This window comes from Brucella pituitosa (assembly GCF_003049685.1).
Taxonomy (GTDB): domain Bacteria; phylum Pseudomonadota; class Alphaproteobacteria; order Rhizobiales; family Rhizobiaceae; genus Brucella; species Brucella pituitosa.
In genome coordinates, this window is sequence record NZ_PYSY02000001.1 from 2,405,662 (window position 1) to 2,421,651 (window position 15,990).

Sequence of the window (15,990 nt, forward strand, 5' to 3'; positions counted from 1 at the left end):
GAATGCGCTTTAACTTTACTCGGCCGGCACCGCTTCTTTGCGCCGCGAAAAAATCATGTCTTTTGCGGCCAGCGCCGCACCTGCGGTGATCAACAGGCAGGCAGCGAGAATACGCATGGATGGCTGCGCCGTACCGGCCAAGATCAGCACGAGCGTGGATAGAAGCGGGGCGGCATAACTTGCAGCACCCAGCACCTGAATATTGCCGCGCTTCACACCAAAATCCCAGGCATAGAAGGCCGCTCCCACAGGCAGCAGGCCAAGCGCCAGAACACAGAGCCACTGCATTGCCGTTTCCGGCCAGACGGTCTGCTCAAGCATCAGGTGGCAGATCAGCGAGAGAACGGCGGTCGCCACGCAGAAGCCAGTGACAGCATCAGTCGGAACGCTCGAAAAGCGGCGTGAGAGCAGCGAATAGCTCGACCACGTCAAGGCGCAAAGTGCAGCCATTGCATAACCAAAGCTGTAGCGGGCTTCAAAGCCGAAGCCACCGCCTTTGCTCACAATGAGCACGGTCCCGCCAAGCCCAAGAAGTGCGCCCGCGATATGATACCAGTGCAGCCGTTCGCCCGGCATCAGGGCAGACCCGACCACAATCAGCAGCGGCCAGAGATAAGCAATCAGGCTGGCGTCAACCGCAGGCGCATTCCGAAGCGCCGTAAAATAAAGAAAATGATAGCCGAAGAGGCCAACCACGCCGACAAGCCAGACGATGGGCGGCTGGCGCAGATGTTTCACGGCATCCGGGCGCCACAGCCAGGAAATGAGGCCGATGGATGCGCCGACTGAAAATGTCATGGCGGACAACTGGAATGGCGGAACCTGACCGGAGCCGGCAGTAAAAAGCGCCAGAAGCGCCCACATCGCTATGGCCGAAAAGCCGATCAGCGTTGCCAGCTTCATGATTGATCCCCCATTTTCCGGGATCGCTCGCGCGGCTCAAACCGTCTTTTGCGTCCCGTTATCTTATCTTTTCAAATCGCGTCGCCTCGATCTTCAGCGTCCCCAGCTGTGTGCCGATGCGTGCCACGACGGGCGCATAGATACCGGAATCGCCCAAGGATGCAAAGGAGATCGTGATCTTGCTGCGCGTGCTCAGATAGTCGATAGCTTTCTTGCCCTTCTGATAACCCGAGATCGGCATGAACTTCGCCGAACAGATCACCGATTCGCCGGTGAAGCCTTCGGTGGTGAAGGATTCAGTGCCATTGAAAGTCAGTCGAATATCGGCGCGGGTCTGACCATCAAAGACACTCAGTGTGCGATTGCAAACAGCTTTGGGGTCTTTGGTCGGAATCATCAGCGCACTCAACGGGTCGCTCACATTGACCAGATCATTTGGTGCGGTCTCCACCCACGGATCGCGCTTTTTCACCGGCGGCACATTTTCGGATGCGGTCACTTTGCCGCCTGCAAAACGTATCTTGGTGCTCTTGTTCTTGCGCCCATGCTTATAGGCAAGATCGAAAGCCGAAGGCGTCACCTTGCCCTGAGCTGAACTGCCGCCCACATAGACCGTCCCGTCCGTATCATCAAAAACGCGAGCGAGGCCGGACGTCTTGAAGCGGCCATTGACGCCGTAATTGGCACCTTTGACGATGGTCTCGATCGCTGAACGTGCAATGGAAAGACCAAACATCGAGATTTCATATTCGGTTCGGTAGAGAGCGTCTGCTTTTGCGGTTCCCACCGCAGCTACACTCGCAATCGTCAATCCGGTTAGAAATGCAAGTGCCCGCCGCTTTACCCCATTCGTGATCATCTTGCTCTCAACCGGCTTGAAGAAATGCGATTGCTCGATCATGCCAGATTTTCCTTTCGCGATATTGACTTCGAGAGCACCGTACACCCGCACGAACAGCGCTTCAGCAAACCTGGTCCATGCCCAAGTCGTTGCCCAAGTGCATGCCCAAATCCATGCACTGCACTTATAAAACGATTCTGTTTATCTGACCCATGCTCTGGTTTGTCTTTAAGCTTCTGACTATAAATGGCTCCAGATTCCCGTTTTACATTCTCTGTCGAACAGGAAAAACCGGCGAAGTTATGATCGGGCAGACCACCAAACGCTGCAAAACGCTGTAAATGCGCGCCTTGGGACCTTCACGATGGAATCTGTCTTGACTGTAACCGCTACTGTCACTATAGAAACGCGACTTTCCCAATAGGCCGCCTGTCCGAGATCGCGCGCCAGCAGCAGCAAACTGCTATGATTGCTTTGAATTCGGACATTCGGGTCGGGGCCTGAGAAACAAAAATTTGAAGGTGAGACCAAAATGTCCCGCGCTTGTGAATTGACCGGCACCTCGGTCCAGTACGGCAACAATGTGAGCCACGCAAACAACCGTACGCGTCGCCGCTTCCTGCCGAACCTCTGCAACGTTACGCTTATGTCCGAAGTTCTCGGCCAGAGCTACCGTCTTCGCGTTTCCGCTTCTGCTCTGCGTTCGGTTGAGCATCGCGGTGGCCTCGACGCTTTCCTCGTCAAGTCTGACGACAAGGAACTCTCGCAGCGCGCTCGCCTGCTGAAGCGTCAGATCGCCAAGAAGCAGGCTGAAGTTGCAGCGTAAGCAATCAGCTTTTTAAAGTTTGACAAAAAAGGCTGACTTGCGTCAGCCTTTTTTGCTGGTTCCATCACCCAGGATAAAAAAATGCCTATGACAGGTCCTTCTTTTGCCCGGCTCTGGCCGGCCGTGATAGCGATGTGTGCGGCAGTTGCCGCCTCGAACATCCTTGTCCAATATCCTTTTCAGCATTTTGGCCTTGGTGAACTGCTCACCTATGGTGCCTTCACCTATCCGGTGGCATTTCTCGTCAACGATCTGACGAATCGCCGCTTTGGCCCCGCGGCTGCACGCAAGGTTGTCTATGCCGGTTTTGTGCTCGGCGTGCTCATGTCGATCTGGCTGGCAACACCACGTATCGCCATTGCCTCCGGTTCGGCATTTCTGATCGCACAATTGATGGACATCACGGTCTTCAACCGCCTGCGTCGCAAGACATGGTGGAAAGCACCGTTTGCTGCCGCCATGTTCGGCTCCGTTGTCGATACTATACTGTTTTTCTCCATCGCTTTTGCTGCAAGCTTTGCGTGGATCGATGCGATCACCGGCATGCCGGATTCGTCTCTCGCCGAACCTGCCGCCTTCCTTGGCCTTGGAATGCCTCTCTGGGCTTCGCTGGCAACCGGCGACTTCTTTGTGAAGGTTGCCATGGGAACGCTGATGCTGGTGCCCTATGGTGCCATTCTGGCCATTTTCGCACCAACCCTTTATGCGCCCGACCGCACAGCATCAAACAAGCACTAGAGCATTTCCTGCTTTTCTTGAATCATTGGAAATGCTCTATCTCTTTGTTTTTTCGCATTATCCGACGCAAAACCGCTTCGCACTTTTGCTGGAAATGCACTAAAAAAGGGACCCAACGGTCCCTTTTTTCTTCCTCGCATCACAAAGTGATTTCAGAGTAATTATCGCCTGCCTGCGCGGCGGCGACCTCTGCCAGACGCCTCTGCGCCCTGTTCCTCGAAGAGCGAGGCAAGCTGCTCAGTCATCGCACCAGCCAGCTCTTCCGCATCCACAATGGTTACAGCACGCTGATAATAGCGGGTTACGTCATGGCCGATACCAATGGCGATCAGCTCCACCGGCGAGCGATTTTCGATCTCTTCGATCACCGCGCGCAGGTGACGCTCCAGATAATTGCCCGGATTGACCGACAGCGTCGAATCATCCACCGGCGCGCCATCTGAAATCATCATCAGGATCTTGCGCTGCTCAGGACGCGCCAACAACCGCTGATGCGCCCAGATCAGTGCTTCACCGTCGATATTTTCCTTGAGCAGCCCTTCGCGCATCATCAGGCCAAGATTGCGCCGTGCACGCCGCCATGGCGCATCAGCACTCTTGTAGATGATGTGGCGCAGATCATTGAGACGACCCGGATTGGAAGGCTTGCCACGACCGAGCCATGCCTCACGCGATTGGCCACCCTTCCACGCCTTGGTGGTGAAGCCAAGAATCTCGACCTTCACACCGCAACGCTCCAGCGTACGGGCCAGAATGTCGGCGCAGGTGGCCGCAACAGTGATCGGGCGCCCGCGCATAGAGCCGGAATTGTCGAGAACCAGCGTCACAACCGTATCGCGGAAATTCGTATCGCGTTCCTGCTTATAGGAAAGCGGCTGTGTCGGATCGATTACGATACGCACCAGACGAGCCGAATCGAGATAGCCCTCTTCCAGATCGAAATCCCACGAACGGTTCTGCTGCGCCATCAGGCGGCGCTGCAAACGGTTGGCAAGTCTTCCGACCACGCCCTGCAGATTGGCAAGCTGCTTGTCGAGGAATCCGCGCAGACGATCAAGCTCGGCCTCATCGCAAAGATCGGTCGCCTCAACCTCTTCATCGAATTCGCGCGTGAAGACATTGTAGTCGACATGTTCGGAAAAATTGGCGAAAGGCTGGTTCTGACGGCGTGTATCGCCCGGCGTTTCCGCGTCGACATCTTCGCTGTCATCCATATCGTCGGAGGCCGCATCGGCAGCATCCATTTCGCCCTGCTCGCCCTCTTCACTCGAGCTGTCCGATTCATCGCTTTCAGCTGAATCAGAGCCTTCCTGGCTTTCCTCGCCACCATCCTCGTTTTCATCCGAGTCCGGCGTCTGTTCGTCGTCCTGATCCTGTTCGTCGCTTTGCTCTTCCTGCGAAAGCTCCTCGGCCATGTCCATGGAGGCCAGCATATCGCGCACTGTGCGCGCAAAAGCCTGCTGATCTTCCAGGTTTTCGCCAAGACGTGCAAGCTCTGCGCCAGCCTTCTGCTCAATCCATTCACGCCAGAGATCGAGCACCGGCCCAGCTTCAGCTGGTGCTGCGCGTCCGGTCAGCTTTTCGCGCAAGAGAAGCGATACGGCTTCTTCAAGCGGCGCATCTTCCTTGTCGGTAACGGAAGCAAAATTGGCCCGGGTATATTTATCCGCAAGCATGGTCGCAAGGTTGTCTGCAACACCGGCCATGGCGCGAGCACCGATGGCTTCAACGCGGGCCTGTTCGACCGCATCGTAGATCGCACGCGCCTGTTTGCCTTCCGGAGCAAGGCTTGCATGAATACGGGCATTATGGCGCGCCTGACGCAGCGCCATGGAATCGCCAAGGCCGCGCGTAACCGCAATATCATGGGCAGTCGGGCGCTTTGGCAGGTCAGGCAGGCGGGCACGATTGGCGGTCAGCGCCGGACGATCATTGCTGAAAGCAACTTCCAGCTCATTCTCACCGGAAATGGCACGCATTGTTGCCGTCATCGCCCGCTTGAACGGTTCGGAATCCACCGGTCCGTTTTTACGCTCACGCGAATTATCGCCCATTCCTGACATTTGGCCCGACATCTGCCTATCCTGACTTCTTATAAAGTGCTGCCGCCCATTAGAGTGCCGTGCGCCTCATTAGGCGCACAAAGGACGCTCTAACAAATATATCTGCTGCATAATTTAACCTTAAACGATCTCAAATTTAAGGAATTATGCAGCAGGGCGGCAGGCATCATCCAGCCTTATGCCAAAACGATATTGGCAGCCGATTCTGGAAGTTCCTCACCGAAAGCACGCTGATAGAACTCAGCCACTGTCTGGCGTTCCAGCTCATCGCACTTGTTGAGGAAGGTCAGGCGGAATGCAAAGCCGACATCGTTGAAGATCGCGGCATTTTCAGACCAGGTAATGACAGTACGCGGGCTCATCACGGTCGACAGATCGCCGTTGATGAAGGCCTGACGGGTCATGTCGGCAACGCGAACCATCTTGTTCACGATCTCACGGCCTTCCGCATTCTGGTAATGCTTGGCCTTGGCGAGAACGATGTTTACTTCGTTGTCGTGTGGCAGATAGTTGAGCGTGGTGACGATCGACCAGCGGTCCATCTGGGCCTGGTTGATCTGTTGCGTGCCGTGATAAAGGCCAGTCGTATCGCCAAGACCAACCGTGTTGGCGGTTGCAAACAGGCGGAACGCCGGATGCGGACGGATCACGCGGCTCTGATCGAGCAGCGTAAGACGGCCCGACGTTTCCAGAACACGCTGGATCACGAACATGACGTCCGGACGACCTGCATCATATTCGTCGAAAACCAGCGCAACATTGTGCTGATAGGCCCAAGGCAGAATGCCGTCCTTGAATTCGGTAACCTGCATGCCGTCCTTGACGACGATTGCATCCTTACCGACGAGATCAATACGGCTGACATGGCTGTCGAGATTGATACGGACACAAGGCCAGTTGAGACGGGCTGCAACCTGTTCGATATGGGTCGATTTACCCGTTCCGTGATAACCGGAAACCATCACGCGGCGATTATAGGCAAAACCTGCGAGAATGGCTAACGTCGTCTGACGGTCGAAAATATAATCCGGATCCGTTTCCGGCACATAGGAATCGCCCGCCGCATAGGCTGGAACGCGCATGTCGGAATCAATTCCAAACACTTCGCGTACCGAAACCGTCGTATCCGGCAAATTGGCTATATCCCGCTCAACCTTGTTCATCATGCCTCCAGAGCGGCAGGACTGTCCCGCCGCGACATTCAAATTTGATCAGGGAGCCAGGTTCCGGCGAGCCAGATGACGCCCCTTCTGTTCAGTTGCGGGCATCCGTACTTGCGTCCGCGCAAATGCGCGGCAGATGAATGTCCGTCGAAGCAACGCTTGCTCCGATGCTCAGCTTACAAAAGCCAGACAGGCTTTAGCAAAAACCTGCCGTCTTGAGCAATTGATAAGCTTGAATGACCTCGCGAAATCTTTCTTCGGATCCGCGGTCGCCACCATTCGCATCGGGATGATGTTGCTTCACGAGTTCTTTATAGCGCGCCTTAATCTTATCGCTAGTCGAATTTGGTTCAAGACCAAGCGTAGCGAGCGCTTTTACTTCCAGCGTCCGTGGCTTGCGAAGCGCAGTTTTACCCGCAGGTGCTGCTTTCGCTTCCTTCACGAAGCCAAAAGGATCGCGCATACGGTTCTGATAGGCAGCCGAACCCGAACGCCTCTGCGCCACATCCGGCGAGGTGTGTTTTGTGGCTGTGGAATTGGATGCGGTCGACCAGGTTGGACGGTTTCCAGTGATGGCGTCCTTCTGGAACTTGGAGATATCTTTGTCCGACAAACCCGAGAAATAATTGAAAGTCTTATTATATTCCCGGACATGGTCGATACAGAAGTGAAGATACTCGCCCTCGCGCATGCGCCCGACCGGCGCACGATGTGTGCCCGGCTTATCGCAACCATCCCACTGGCAGCAGGGACCGCTGGACTTCTTTTCCGCTTCCTTCTTGGGACGGATGCGGATGCTGTCGAAAAATTTTGAGTTCGTTGTCATCGAATCGGATTATGCGAATTAAGAGGAACTAAACAAGAATTGACATTTCGTCCTGACTGGTTTTGGCCATTCTTCAGGGCGAAATTTTGATGCAGACTGCATTTCCTGTGCGGATTTGCCCCACCAATTGCCGCCGAGGCGACGTCTATATGAAGCACAGCACCTATATGGGGAGAACTGGCTCGAATGTCCATTCACAATAGCAAACAATCTTCAATGGAAGCGAAGCTTACAGCCGCTTTCACGCCAGAACGGCTTGAAATCATAAATGAAAGCCATCTTCATGCAGGTCATCACCACGAAGATAGTGGTCATCATGAAGTTTACGACGGCACCGGCGAGACACATTTTCGTGTGCGTATTGTATCGGGCAAGTTCGAAGGGCTGAGTCGCATTGCCCGCCATCGCGCTATCAACGAGCTTCTCAAAGAAGAGCTCAATAGCGGCGTTCATGCACTGGCACTCGAACCTTCCGCCCCCGGCGAACCAACCCGGCGCTGATCTTTTTACGCCTGATCCCTATTATTGGGGTTTTGGGATTGTCTCAGGCTGTTAAGGTTGACTGGCAACGAGAGAGTGAGCCCGTCAACCGGCGCGATAGCTTCGGCGCAAACCTCCCAAAGCTGCAAGCGATTGAGCCAAGCTTACAAGAAGACTGAAATTATCATAGAATCTCTGAGGGCTGACTCCGAAAGGAGAAACCGATGAATACGGTATCAGCAATGTCGATAGCCAAACAGAATAGTTTTGCCTGCTGTTGTCAGTGCGGCAAGCGTGCAACACTGGATATGGGCGCTGTCTGGACCATGCAGGGCGAAACGCTCAACGATGCAGGCCAGCTACGCTGCCGCAACTGCTCGATCCTCGCCGGATGTGATGCACTGATGTATCGGTAGGTTTTCCCATATCCCGAGAATGCTACGATGGGCGCTGTCGCTATAGCGCCCGTTTTCGTACTAGAGCGTGTCGCATTTTATCATATCCATGTGACACGCTTTAAGTCATTGTTTTCAAGCATGTCTTATCCCAAAACCGGTTCCCACTTTTGGGCGACATGCTTTAGAGCGCGTTTCGATCTGATTGGATCAGATCGGCGCTCTAAATATTTATTTTAACGCGCATCTTTGTCCGAAAACCGTTTCACACTTTTCGGGATGCGCTCTAAGCTCTGCGCTTTAAGCCATTTGCGCAGACGCCCGCGCGCATTGGCGTAAGGCGATGACGTGTTGAACTGGATCATGCGCCCAAGCGTGTATTTCTCATACCATGCAACGCCATAGAGCTCCGCATCGCTGCGTGCCTCAATCAGCTCGACCAGCACATTTTTCGCAGCCTCAAAACGCAGCAGAAGCTCCGCAAACGGCAAACCCTGATAATCCTGGTAGAATCTGGATGCCAGCTTGCCGAGTTCGCTCCATTTGAATCCTGTTTCCGGAAACTCGACCGGCTGCCCCTTATCGCTGAGTGCGCACCATTTCAACACCAGCTCGTTCCATCCGACCAGATAGGAGACGAGATTGTGCACGCTCATCATCGTGCCTTTCGCATGGCCTTCCATGGTGTTTTCCATGGCCTGCTCAGGCGTCACGCGTGCAAGATCAAGTACCAGTCGGGTATAGTTCGTTTCGATCGCTGCAAGGAGTTCCTGCTTGGTTGCAGGCACAGCCATCAGTTTGAGGCCTTTGCGGCGATAACACCTGAAATGGGCTTTCCGTCGCCATCGAGCGGCACAATGCGCAGTCGGGTCAGGCGGTTCTTTTCCTTCTTCAACACGGAAAAGCGCTTTCCATGGAAAGTGAAGGCCTGTTTCACTTCCGGTATCGTCTGGGTTTCATGAATGACAAGACCGGCAATTGTCGTTGCTTCCTCGTCGGGAAGGTTCCAGCCCAGCGCACGATTGAGATCGCGGATCGGCAGCGAACCATCGACCAGCACCGAACCATCCGGTTGCAGTCTCACGCCCTGCATGTCGAGATCGTGTTCATCGGAAATATCGCCGACAATCTCCTCGAGAATATCTTCGAGCGTCACCAGCCCCTGCACATCGCCATATTCATCAACGACGATAGCAATATGCGCCTTGCGGCGGAGGAAAGCGTCGAGCTGATCCTGAAGTGTTGTGGTATCGGGCACAAACCAGGGTTTGCGTGCCACCTTCATGATATCGATGCGCGTAAAATCATTATCAACGTCGTAAAGCGTGCGCAGCAGATCCTTGGTGTGGATGATGCCGATAATATTATCGATCTCATCGCGCCAGACCGGCATTCGTGTGTGCGGGCTCGCCAGAATTTCGCGCACCACCTGCTCGGCAGGCGCATCGGCATTGATGGTCCCCATGGATGTGCGATGCACCATGACATCGCTGACTTCCAGTTCTTTCAGATCAAGCAAACCGCCCAGCTGGTCACGGTCTTCCTTGATTAGCGATTTGTCACGATGCAGCACTTCAACCGCGCCACGCAATTCTTCCTGTGCTGAGAGCATCGAGCGGCCAGCGGCCAAATTAATGCCGAAAAGCCGCAGGATCACGCGCACAATCCAGTTTACCAGGCCCGAAACCGGACCCAGCACTGTCACCACCGCTGAAACCGGGCGTGCAACGTTGAGTGAAAACCGGTCGGGACTGGAAATGGCCCACGACTTGGGCAGCACTTCGGCAAAGATGACCAGAATGACCGTCATCGCCAATGTCGAATAGGCAACGCCCGCATCGCCGAACAGGGTGAGAAAGATGCTGGCTGCGATTGAGGATGCGAGAATATTGGCAAGGTTATTGCCGATCAGAAGCACACCGATCAGGCGGTCCCGCTTGCCGATCAAATGCTGCACGACCGAGGCACGCTGATCGCCATTATGCTCATAGGTGAGCATGCGGGCGCGGGAAGCGGCCGTCAGCGCCGTTTCGGCACCGGAAAAAAAGGCAGAGAGAACGATGCAGAGCAGGATGATGCCGCACATTACCCATAGCTCGAAACCCATTCTCGTATTCCTTTCAGATTCAGACGGAGAGGCGCTCCTTCAGGAACTCCAATACTGCCGCAGGCGGCACATCCTTGGCAATGAAGGACTGGCCGATACCGCGCGTCAGAATGAAGGTCAGCGCACCGCGGGAGACTTTCTTGTCCTGAGCAATATAGTCCATCAGCTTTTCAGCGTCCGGCAAACCACCCGGAACATCTTTGAGCGAGATCGGCAGACCGACGGCCTGCAGATGCGCCTCGACGCGTTCAGCATCCTCAACACCGCACAGGTTCATCTTCACCGAAAAACGATGCGCAAGCGCCATGCCAATGGCAACGCCCTCGCCATGCACCAGACGGCTTGAATCGTAGCCTGTGGCGGTTTCAAGCGCATGACCGAATGTATGGCCAAGATTGAGCAGCGCACGATCACCATTTTCATGCTCATCGCGTGCAACAACAGCTGCCTTCGAGCGGCATGATTCAGCAATAGCCTCGGTACGTGCGGCGCCTCCCGCAAAAACCTCTTTCCAGTTTTTTTCGAGCCAGGCGAAGAAATCCGGACGGTCGATCAGGCCATATTTGGCAACTTCCGCATAGCCCGCACGGAATTCACGCGCGCTTAATGTGTCGAGCACATCCGTATCCGCCAGCACCAGCTGCGGCTGATAGAAAACACCAACAAGATTCTTGCCATATTGCGTGTTGATACCGGTCTTGCCGCCAACGGACGAATCCACCTGCGCGAGCAACGAGGTCGGCATCTGCACGAAATTCATGCCGCGACGCACAATGCCAGCGACGAAGCCGGAAAGATCACCCACGACCCCTCCCCCGAAAGCAATCAGCGCATCGCCGCGCTCCAGTCGGGCTTCCAGCACTGCATTTGTGACGGTCTCAAGCACCGGAAAGGATTTAGACTTTTCTCCAGGTTTGACGACGATGCTCGTCACATCAAAACCTTGCAGGAAAAGCGCTGTTTCCAGATTCTTGAGATGTGCATCCGCCACATTCTCGTCGGTAACGACAGCAACACGCCTGCCCTTGAGGCGCTTGCCAATCTCTTCACCTGCCCGCGCAATAAGCCCCTTGCCGATCAGGATCTCATAGGATCGGTCGCCCAGCGAGACGGGAACCGTAACAGTATCGGCAGCGGTCATAATGCACTCCAAAGCAGTCTAAACTCAGGCTCAATTCAGGCCCAACTCAGGATCAGGGGCCTATTTCTTATCCAGATGCTCGGTCAGAACGTCGATCAGTTCTCCGGCGATCACTTCTTTCTTGTCGTCACGTGTCATCACATGCAGGTCAGCAAGCGCATAAACCGGATAGCGTTCATTCATCAGCCGCTGCATCACACCACGCGGATCATCATTCCTGAGAAGCGGGCGATTCTGACGGCGAGACACACGGTCCATCAGCACATCCAGTTCGGCATTGAGCCAAACCGAAACACCATTTGCGGCAATTGCTTCACGGGTTTCAGCATTCATATAAGCGCCGCCACCGGTTGCCAGCACCATGGGGCCATCTTCAAGAAGCCGCAGGATAACCCGGCGCTCCAGATCACGAAACTCGGCTTCGCCATAGGCTTCAAACAGTTCAGGAACCGTCATGCGGGCGGCGGACTCAATCTCGTTATCGGCATCGCGGAAAGGCAGACCGAGCATCGTCGCCACCTTGCGACCCACGGTCGACTTGCCTGCGCCCATCAGCCCAACAAGAACAACCACTTTCGCACCAAGAAGCTGACGGACAGCATCCGCCTTCTCGTTAAGATTTGTCTGTTTTGTTGTACTGCTCATAAACCTCATCCATTTCCTCCGGTTCCACATGAAAAACCGCGCGGCGTCAATCGCTTTCATCCGCTTTCATCGCCTGAACTGCACCAAATGGGGCTTTTTATGCGCATGCTTTGGCTGTCCTTGCTTTCGTCTCAATAGCACAGCATAAACGCACCATGCCCACGCTGACGCGCATTCTTGTCCTGCTTGCTGTGATCGCTGCCATTGTCTACGGCGCAATGTTCTCGCTCGCCAATTTCGTGAAGCCGGTTACCCATGAGATCACCGTCGAAATCCCCGCATCAAAACTGAAACAGACAGTCGTCGCCCCACCGCCAGCACCGGCACCAGCACCAGCATTGGCCCCGGCAGAAACCGTCACAGACGGCCAGACCAATGGTTCCGATACGACGGATAAGCAGGAGTAGACATGCGGGCATCTTTGGCGATTGAGAATTTTCTCGAAATGATGAGCGCCGAACGCGGAGCCGCGCATAACACGCTTGAATCTTATCGACGCGATCTGGAAGCCTGCGCCGAAGTGATGACCGCGCGCGGCATCAATCTTGCTGAAGCAAAAAACCGACGATATACGCCATGTAATCGATGGCATGGCCAATGAAGGCTTTGCTGCGACATCACAGGCACGCCGCCTGTCCGCAATCAGACAGTTCTTTCGCTTTCTTTATTCGGAGGGTTTCAGGCAGGATGATCCCACCGGTGTCATCGATGCCCCCAAAAAGCAGAAACCTCTTCCGAAAATCATGAGCGTCGAAAATGTCGGGCGCCTTCTTGATCGCGCCGATCTTGAGGCGAAAGAAGCACTTGAGCCTGCAGACCGCATCAAAGCGCTTCGCCTTCACGCGCTGCTTGAAACGCTTTACGCGACGGGATTGCGTGTTTCGGAGCTTGTGGGTCTTCCCGCAAGTGTCGCCCGCACAGACCATCGCTTTCTGATCGTGCGCGGCAAAGGCTCCAAGGATCGCATGGTGCCCCTGTCACAAAAGGCGCGCGAGGCATTGCAGCGCTTTCTGTCGCTGCGCGATTCCCTGCCGGGCTACGACGATAACCCCTGGCTCTTTCCGGCTTTTTCTGAAAGCGGCCATCTGGCGCGCCAGGTTTTCGCGCGTGAACTCAAAAGTCTTGCTGCCCGCGCCGGGCTTTCGAGCGCTTCCATCTCCCCGCATGTGCTGCGTCATGCCTTCGCCAGCCACCTTTTACAAAACGGTGCTGACCTCAGAACAGTGCAGCAATTGCTTGGACATGCGGATATTTCAACGACCCAAATCTACACACATGTTCTGGAAGAAAGACTGCATAAGCTGGTAAGTGAACATCATCCGCTTGCCGATTAAGCGCGCGGCGGGTAAGAGAATTTCAGAAAAATTTGCAAGATGCGCGCGAAGTAAATATGTAAGGCGTCGTAAAACAGCCTCTATTGGGCTTGTTCTATGGCCAACATCTCTGGAAACGCACAATAGTCAGGCCCGATGTACAACTATCTCGATTTTGAAAAACCCGTCGCAGACCTCGAAGGCCAGATCCTTGAGCTGAAAAAGCTCGCACAGGAACAGGGCAGCGTCGAGATGAGCGACGAGATCAGCCGTCTCGAGAAACGATCGGCCGATGCGCTCAAGGATATCTATCGCAAGCTGACCCCATGGCAGAAGGCACAGATCGCCCGCCACCCGGATCGTCCGCACTGCCTTGAATATATCAGCACACTGTTCACCGAGTTCACGCCTTTGGCCGGCGACCGCCAGTTTGCCAATGACGAAGCCATTCAGGGCGGCTTTGCCCGCTTCAATGGCCAGCCCGTTGCCATTCTCGGTCAGGAAAAAGGCTCGGACACCAAGACGCGTCTCAAGCACAATTTCGGCTCGGCCCGTCCTGAAGGCTACCGCAAGGCCGTCCGCATCATGGAAATGGCCGACCGTTTCCAGCTGCCGCTGATCACCTTCGTTGATACAGCAGGTGCTTATCCGGGCGTCAGTGCAGAAGAACGCGGTCAGGCAGAAGCCATTGCGCGCTCAACGGCAGAATGTCTCAAGCTGCGCGTGCCTGTTATCTCGATCATCATCGGTGAAGGCGGTTCGGGCGGTGCAATCGCGATTGCTGTCGCAAACCGCGTCTATATGCTCGAACATTCGATCTATTCGGTGATTTCGCCGGAAGGTGCGGCTTCGATCCTCTGGCACGATTCGACCCGTGCAAAGGATGCTGCCTCCAACATGCGCATCACCGCGCAGGATCTGTTCGACCTCAAGGTCATCGACGGCATCATCCCGGAACCGCTTGGCGGTGCACATCGCGGCAAGGAATCCACCATTGCAGCTGCAGGCGACATCATTACCGCCTCGCTACGCTCAATGAAGGATATCGACGGCGAGACACTCAAGCAGGAACGTCGTCAGAAGTTCCTCGACATCGGTCGTAACCTTTAATTTACTATAAAATTCAAAAAGCCATGCCGGCGCAGCTCAAACTGCGCCGGATTTGCATCATGTCGTCATTTCCGCCATATTGCGGTCACTGTGTTTTTTAGGTAATTGAGCAACGGTTTATCAACGATACCGAAAGGTTTAGTTGTTAATATCCCGGCACCGAAAAAGTCAGATTTGCTCAAATGCGTCAGAAGGCGCAGCTCTAACAGGCTCGATGCGATATGAAGATCAGAACCGCACTTCTTGGAACACTTATGGCATCCGCTCTGCTTGCGGGCTGTCAGGGTTCATCCGTTTCCGATCTCAGCCTGCGGGCTGAAAAACCACTTTCCGAGAAAATCGTTGCCAAAATGAAGACGAAGGGCATGACCCGCACTTCGCCGGTCATGGTGCGTATTTTCAAGGAAGAAGGCGTCCTCGAAGTCTGGAAACAGAAGAATAACGGCAAATACGATCAAATTGCATCTTATGAGATCTGCAAATGGTCGGGCAAGCTCGGTCCCAAATTCATCGAAGGTGATCGTCAGGCACCGGAGGGCTTCTATAACGTCCGCCCGCTCAGATGAATCCGAACTCACAATATCACCTTGCATTCAACATGGGCTTCCCGAATGCCTATGACCGCGCCCACAACCGCACCGGCCAGAATCTGATGGTGCACGGTGCCTGCTCGTCGTCGGGCTGCTATTCGATGACCGATGAGAGCGTCAGCGAGATTTATGCCTTTGGTCGCGATGCCTTCAAGGGTGGCCAGCGTGATTTCCAGATTCAGGCATTTCCGTTTCGCATGACCGCTGCCAACATGGCGCGCTATAAGAGCGATCCGAATTACAGCTTCTGGAAAATGCTCAAGCAGGGCTATGATTCTTTGAAGTGACCAAAGTACCGCCAAAGTTGACGTCTGCGAAAAGCGTTATGTCTTCAACGTACCGACACCAGACGGCCAGCCACTTTCAGCAAACGACGCCTGCCCGCCTTCGGCCAATGCGGAATCGATGGCTTATACCACGTCGTATGAAAAGACCTTCCAGTCTGCTTTCAGCGCAGCACAGAAGAAGCCGGCACCGTCCATTCAGGGCATTACCGAAGCAAAGCTCGTTTCCGCCTGGAGTGCCGCTCGTGCACGCGGCGAAAAGGTAACGCGCGAACCGCCGTCGCTTTCGCCAACTTCGGCTGAAACGCCGAATGCACCGGATATTGCGCCTGCAGCAACCCCAATCTCGGCACAGCCGACAGCAATTGCCGCAACACCAGCGCTCGCGGCTCCTGCAGCATCGGCGCCCGCTGCAACTCCTCCGGCTCAGACCGCGGCTGTTCCTGTTCCGCAGGAAAACCCGACAGCTGTTTCGCCAATGACCACTGCAAGCACAGTTGCAGATAATGTCGCGGCACCTGCGCCTGAAAAGAAAAAGCCATGGTGGAAACTGGGCGGTAATTGA

15 protein-coding genes and 2 pseudogenes are annotated in these 15,990 nt (G+C 54.8%); 8 read left to right on the forward strand and 9 right to left on the reverse strand.

The features are described from left to right. Window positions 1-15 precede the first annotated feature (15 nt). Both yddG and C9380_RS11840 read right to left on the reverse strand, forming a co-directional pair. Window positions 16-903 carry an aromatic amino acid exporter YddG gene (yddG, locus tag C9380_RS11835; protein ID WP_024898506.1) on the reverse strand — a complete coding sequence of 296 codons (888 nt, stop codon included), beginning with the start codon at window positions 901-903 and terminating at the stop codon, window positions 16-18. A 58-nt stretch (window positions 904-961) separates the two neighbouring features. Beyond that, window positions 962-1,762, reverse strand: coding sequence for a DUF3108 domain-containing protein (locus tag C9380_RS11840; protein WP_051514788.1), 801 nt, complete (start codon window positions 1,760-1,762; stop codon window positions 962-964). A gap of 514 nt (window positions 1,763-2,276) precedes the next feature. Here C9380_RS11840 and rpmB point away from each other — a divergent pair. Together rpmB and C9380_RS11850 are read left to right on the forward strand one after the other, a co-directional pair. Next, window positions 2,277-2,570 (forward strand): 50S ribosomal protein L28, encoded by a 294-nt coding sequence (gene rpmB / locus C9380_RS11845; protein WP_024898504.1) that lies wholly within the window; start codon window positions 2,277-2,279, stop codon window positions 2,568-2,570. An 81-nt stretch (window positions 2,571-2,651) separates the two neighbouring features. Further along, window positions 2,652-3,308 carry a queuosine precursor transporter gene (locus tag C9380_RS11850; protein ID WP_105705612.1) on the forward strand — a complete coding sequence of 219 codons (657 nt, stop codon included), beginning with the start codon at window positions 2,652-2,654 and terminating at the stop codon, window positions 3,306-3,308. Window positions 3,309-3,469: 161 nt separating this feature from the next. On the opposite strand, the gene cobT is transcribed toward C9380_RS11850, so the two are convergent. The 3 genes from cobT to C9380_RS11865 form a co-directional block, all read right to left on the reverse strand. After that, window positions 3,470-5,383 carry a cobaltochelatase subunit CobT gene (cobT, locus tag C9380_RS11855; RefSeq protein ID WP_105705610.1) on the reverse strand — a complete coding sequence of 638 codons (1,914 nt, stop codon included), beginning with the start codon at window positions 5,381-5,383 and terminating at the stop codon, window positions 3,470-3,472. Window positions 5,384-5,547: 164 nt separating this feature from the next. Continuing rightward, a complete protein-coding gene (gene cobS / locus C9380_RS11860; protein WP_024898501.1) occupies window positions 5,548-6,534 on the reverse strand; it encodes a cobaltochelatase subunit CobS in 987 nt (328 codons plus the stop codon). A 196-nt stretch (window positions 6,535-6,730) separates the two neighbouring features. Then, window positions 6,731-7,360, reverse strand: coding sequence for a J domain-containing protein (locus C9380_RS11865; protein ID WP_024898500.1), 630 nt, complete (start codon window positions 7,358-7,360; stop codon window positions 6,731-6,733). Between the two features lie 186 nt (window positions 7,361-7,546). Here C9380_RS11865 and C9380_RS11870 point away from each other — a divergent pair, with 186 nt between their 5' ends. Further along, complete coding sequence (locus C9380_RS11870) at window positions 7,547-7,861, forward strand: BolA family protein (RefSeq protein WP_024898499.1); 315 nt, start codon at window positions 7,547-7,549, stop codon at window positions 7,859-7,861. A gap of 203 nt (window positions 7,862-8,064) precedes the next feature. Then, window positions 8,065-8,256, forward strand: a complete 192-nt coding sequence (locus tag C9380_RS11875; protein ID WP_128093585.1) for a hypothetical protein — start codon at window positions 8,065-8,067, stop codon at window positions 8,254-8,256. A 215-nt stretch (window positions 8,257-8,471) separates the two neighbouring features. Here the strand turns inward: C9380_RS11875 and C9380_RS11880 are convergent, their stop codons facing one another. The 4 genes from C9380_RS11880 to C9380_RS11895 are packed head-to-tail and all read right to left on the reverse strand — an operon-like array spanning window position 8,472 to window position 12,128. Continuing rightward, window positions 8,472-9,029: a ClbS/DfsB family four-helix bundle protein gene (locus C9380_RS11880; RefSeq protein ID WP_128093586.1), complete on the reverse strand. Its 558-nt coding sequence runs from the start codon at window positions 9,027-9,029 to the stop codon at window positions 8,472-8,474. Beyond that, window positions 9,029-10,342 carry an HlyC/CorC family transporter gene (locus tag C9380_RS11885; protein WP_100558444.1) on the reverse strand — a complete coding sequence of 438 codons (1,314 nt, stop codon included), beginning with the start codon at window positions 10,340-10,342 and terminating at the stop codon, window positions 9,029-9,031. The genes C9380_RS11880 and C9380_RS11885 overlap by 1 nt, the downstream gene beginning before the upstream one ends. Before the next feature lie 19 nt (window positions 10,343-10,361). Continuing rightward, complete coding sequence (gene aroB / locus C9380_RS11890) at window positions 10,362-11,483, reverse strand: 3-dehydroquinate synthase (RefSeq protein ID WP_024898495.1); 1,122 nt, start codon at window positions 11,481-11,483, stop codon at window positions 10,362-10,364. 60 nt (window positions 11,484-11,543) lie between these two features. Further along, window positions 11,544-12,128 (reverse strand): shikimate kinase, encoded by a 585-nt coding sequence (locus C9380_RS11895; RefSeq protein WP_024898494.1) that lies wholly within the window; start codon window positions 12,126-12,128, stop codon window positions 11,544-11,546. A 155-nt stretch (window positions 12,129-12,283) separates the two neighbouring features. On the opposite strand from C9380_RS11895, the gene C9380_RS11900 reads away from it, so the two are divergent. From C9380_RS11900 to C9380_RS11915, 4 genes and pseudogenes are all read left to right on the forward strand, one after another. Further along, window positions 12,284-12,535: a hypothetical protein gene (locus C9380_RS11900; RefSeq protein ID WP_105731195.1), complete on the forward strand. Its 252-nt coding sequence runs from the start codon at window positions 12,284-12,286 to the stop codon at window positions 12,533-12,535. A gap of 2 nt (window positions 12,536-12,537) precedes the next feature. Further along, window positions 12,538-13,462: pseudogene (gene xerD, locus C9380_RS11905) on the forward strand (site-specific tyrosine recombinase XerD). Window positions 13,463-13,597: 135 nt separating this feature from the next. Then, window positions 13,598-14,551, forward strand: coding sequence for an acetyl-CoA carboxylase carboxyltransferase subunit alpha (locus tag C9380_RS11910; RefSeq protein WP_100558442.1), 954 nt, complete (start codon window positions 13,598-13,600; stop codon window positions 14,549-14,551). A 221-nt stretch (window positions 14,552-14,772) separates the two neighbouring features. Then, window positions 14,773-15,990: pseudogene (locus C9380_RS11915) on the forward strand (hypothetical protein).